We start from the raw sequence: 3,295 nt of genomic DNA on the forward strand, positions 1-3,295 counted from the left end.
GCCGCGCCGCGGTCACGCTCCGGGGAGCGGCCCTCCGCCTCGGCCGCCGGATCGTCGAACAGCCCCTCCGGCTGCCCCGGTTCCGCCCTGCTGGTCACGCTCCGACACTATCTCGCCGCAGCGACGCTCCCGTCCGCTCGGGCGGCCGGTCCGCCAGCGCCGGGACCCTGGACGTCGCCCACAGCGTGACGACGACGATCGTGCAGCCGACGATCCCGTCCGTCCAGTAGTGGTTGGCGGTGACGACCACGATGAGGAACGTGAGGACGGGGTGGAGCGCCAGGATGTAGCGCCAGCGGCCCCCGCCGTAGCGGATCGCGCCCCAGGCGACGAGCAGCGCCCACCCGACGTGCAGGGACGGCATGGCCGCGAACTGGTTGGCCATCCCCTCCCCCGGTTTTGAGCTGTAGGAGCTGGGGCCGTACACGTTCATCAGGTCGATGAACCCGTGGCCGGGCAGCATGCGGGGCGGTGCCAGCGGGAAGGCGAAGTGCAGCGCCAGGGCCGCGGCCGCCGTGATCGCGATCACGGCGCGGACGCGCGGCCAGCCCTCCCGGTGCCGGAACCACATCCACGCCATGAACAGCAGGATCGCCGGGAAGTGCACGCGGACGTAGTACTCGTTCGCCGCGCGCACCCAGCCGTCCCAGCCGAGCGCCCATTTCTGGAACGCCGCCTCGTCCGGCAGGTGGAGCGTGCGTTCCAGATCCCACAGCCACCGGGCGTGCGCGAACGCGTCGCTCGGGCGGCCGTCGGCGAAATGGCGGCCCAGCTCGTAGGCCCCGATCACCACGCCCATCACCAGGACCTGCAGGGCGGTCGCCGCCGCGAGGCGGCGACCGGTCAGATCACGTCGCAGAATGGCCTCCGTACCCCCTGGTCGCCGCATAGGGTTCGTCCTCCAGCCACCCGCCGCGGTATGCCTGATATGCCAGGAGCGTATCGGTCTCCACCCGGGGACCGGGACGGGGTCGGGAACCCCCCGTCCCGCCGCCGCGTTGTTACCGGCCGGAAGACGGAATCAGGAGCGTGACGGTGTCCGGAACGGCCCACCGCCGGCGCCATGGGCAGGCGGGCCTGCTCGTGGCGCTGTTCGTCGTGGCCGGGCTCGTCTTCAGCTACGGACTCGGGCACGGCCTGCCCGACCGCGTGTGCATCGAGAACGGGATGAGCGTGCCCGCCGAGGTCGCCGCCGCGCTGCACCACGCCCCGGCGAAGCCCGGCGGGCCCGAGGCGGCCGGCCGCGCCCCCACCGGGCAGGCGCCCACCGTCCACACCGCTCCCGTGCACGGGGTACCGGGACATCCCGGACCCTCCGTGACGTCCCTCAGCGCGCCGCTGAGGCTGCCCCCGCTGGCTCCGGCGGATGTGTGCCTGTGTCTGGCCGTGCTCTTCGCCCTGATGCTGCTGGGGCTCGCCAGGGGCCGCCGGGCGCTGCTGCGCCTGCCCGCCCGCGCCGGCCGGGCGCCCGCGCCGCCGACCGGCGGCTTCTTCTCGCCCGTTTCCCTGACGTCCCTCCAGGTTCTCCGGCTGTGACGGACCGGCCGTAAGGCCCACCGGCACCGCCCCGGCGCGCATGCCCGCGCCCGCGCGATGCCGCCGTGTCCGTATGCCCGCAGAGACCCCTGAGAGGACCGCTCCGTGTCCAAGAGCGCCCGGAACAAGAACGCCCGCAAGAAGAACGCCCTGACGCGACGTGAGGTGCCGTGGGGCGGCATCGCCTTCTTCACCGTGATCGGCGTGATCGCGGTCGCCGCCATCGGCTACGCCTTCCTGCAGTCGAGGCCCTCCTCGGCCGACACCGCGTCCATCAAGGGCGTGGTCGTCAAGGACGGCCTGACCCGCAACCACACCAGCGACCCGGTGAAGTACGACGCGAACCCGCCCATGGGCGGCGACCACGACCCCGTCTGGCAGAACTGCGACGGCCGCGTCTACGACCAGCCGCTGCGCAACGAGAACGCCGTCCACTCCCTGGAGCACGGCGCCGTCTGGATCACCTACCGGCCCGGCCTGGCGGCGGCCCAGCTGGACGCGCTCAAGGCCAAGGTCGAGCGCACCGACTACACGTTCCTGAGCCCGTACCCGTCGCTGGACGCGCCGGTGGCGCTCACCGCGTGGGGCCACCAGCTGAAGGTCCAGGACGCCGGGGACGCGCGCGTCGACCGGTTCCTGAGCGCCTACGTCAAGGGCCCCCAGACCCCCGAGCCGGGGGCGGCCTGCGACGGCGCCAAGGACACGCCGTGACCGGCACCGAGAACGACGGCCAACGGTCCCGGGGCCGCCGCGTCACCATCGCCGTCGCCGCCCTGGTGCTGCTCGCCGCCGCGACGCTGATCGGGACGACGGCCTGGAAGTCCGGCGAGCCGGGCACCGACGGGCCCGAGGCCGGGTTCGCCCGCGACATGAGCGCCCACCACGCGCAGGCCGTGGAGATGTCGTTCATCGTCCGGGACCGGACGTCCGACCCCGCCGTCCGGCTGCTGGCGTACGACATCATCAACACCCAGTCGGCGCAGATCGGCATGATGACGGCCTGGCTCGACCAGTGGGGGCTGCCCAAGACCGATCCGGCGGGCCCGATGCGCTGGATGTCCGGCCACGCCGGGATGGCCATGCCGCGGGCCACCGCGCCCGGCGCCGCCCGCATGCCGGGGATGGCGACCGACGCGCAGCTCGCCGAGCTCCGCAAGGCGTCCGGCAAGGACGCCGAGGTGCGGTTCCTCCGGCTGATGATCGCGCACCACCGCGGCGGCGTGGACATGGCCCGCGCCGTCCTCGACCGGACCGGCCGCGATCAGGTGCGGCCCGTTGATATCTATGTTTCTACGGGAAATGAAGATATCATCAAAATGAAGGACTTTGTCGGTGAAAAGATTGATGAGGCGATGGCAACATTACTTAAGGATTATGGTATTGATGAAAGCCAAGTCACTCAAACTTCCGTTCCTAGTGATTCTTACCCAGCAGGTACAATCATTAAACAAAGCCCTAAAAAAGGTTCTAGTTTTGATACCAAAGGGAGTGAAAAAATTACCTTTGAAGTTTCAAGTGGAAAACAAGTTGAAGTTCCGGATTATAAACCGAACGGTCAATATATGACTTATTCACAGTATCAAGCTGCCTTAAAAGCTGCAGGATTCACTAATATTACACTAGACCCTCAAGCAACAACGAATCAACAAGCTGATGGTTATGTTTACTCAGTCTATCCAAATGTAGGGACATCTGTTGATCCAACTCAAGAAATTGTAGTCACTTATAGCGTCTATACTGCTCCAAGTTCAAGTTCAAC

The 3,295-nt window shown here is 68.3% G+C and carries 4 protein-coding genes; 3 read left to right on the forward strand and 1 reads right to left on the reverse strand.

What is annotated here, in order from left to right; translation table 11 throughout:
* Positions 1 to 94: 94 nt before the first annotated feature.
* Positions 95 to 889, reverse strand: coding sequence for a phosphatase PAP2 family protein (locus ABZ914_RS48980; RefSeq protein ID WP_387030510.1), 795 nt, complete (start codon positions 887 to 889; stop codon positions 95 to 97).
* Between the two features lie 146 nt (positions 890 to 1,035).
* Here ABZ914_RS48980 and ABZ914_RS48985 point away from each other — a divergent pair, with 146 nt between their 5' ends.
* From ABZ914_RS48985 to ABZ914_RS48995, 3 genes are all read left to right on the forward strand, one after another.
* Positions 1,036 to 1,536 (forward strand): hypothetical protein, encoded by a 501-nt coding sequence (locus tag ABZ914_RS48985; protein WP_500201460.1) that lies wholly within the window; start codon positions 1,036 to 1,038, stop codon positions 1,534 to 1,536.
* A 105-nt stretch (positions 1,537 to 1,641) separates the two neighbouring features.
* Positions 1,642 to 2,247, forward strand: a complete 606-nt coding sequence (locus ABZ914_RS48990; protein WP_500201461.1) for a thioredoxin-like domain-containing protein — start codon at positions 1,642 to 1,644, stop codon at positions 2,245 to 2,247.
* The coding region (locus ABZ914_RS48995) for a DUF305 domain-containing protein (RefSeq protein WP_500201462.1) at positions 2,244 to 3,295 on the forward strand (1,052 nt) is incomplete at its 3' end. The genes ABZ914_RS48990 and ABZ914_RS48995, both read left to right, overlap by 4 nt.

Origin of the sequence: Spirillospora sp. NPDC046719 (genome assembly GCF_040645715.1) — a bacterium.
Lineage (GTDB): Bacteria > Actinomycetota > Actinomycetes > Streptosporangiales > Streptosporangiaceae > Spirillospora.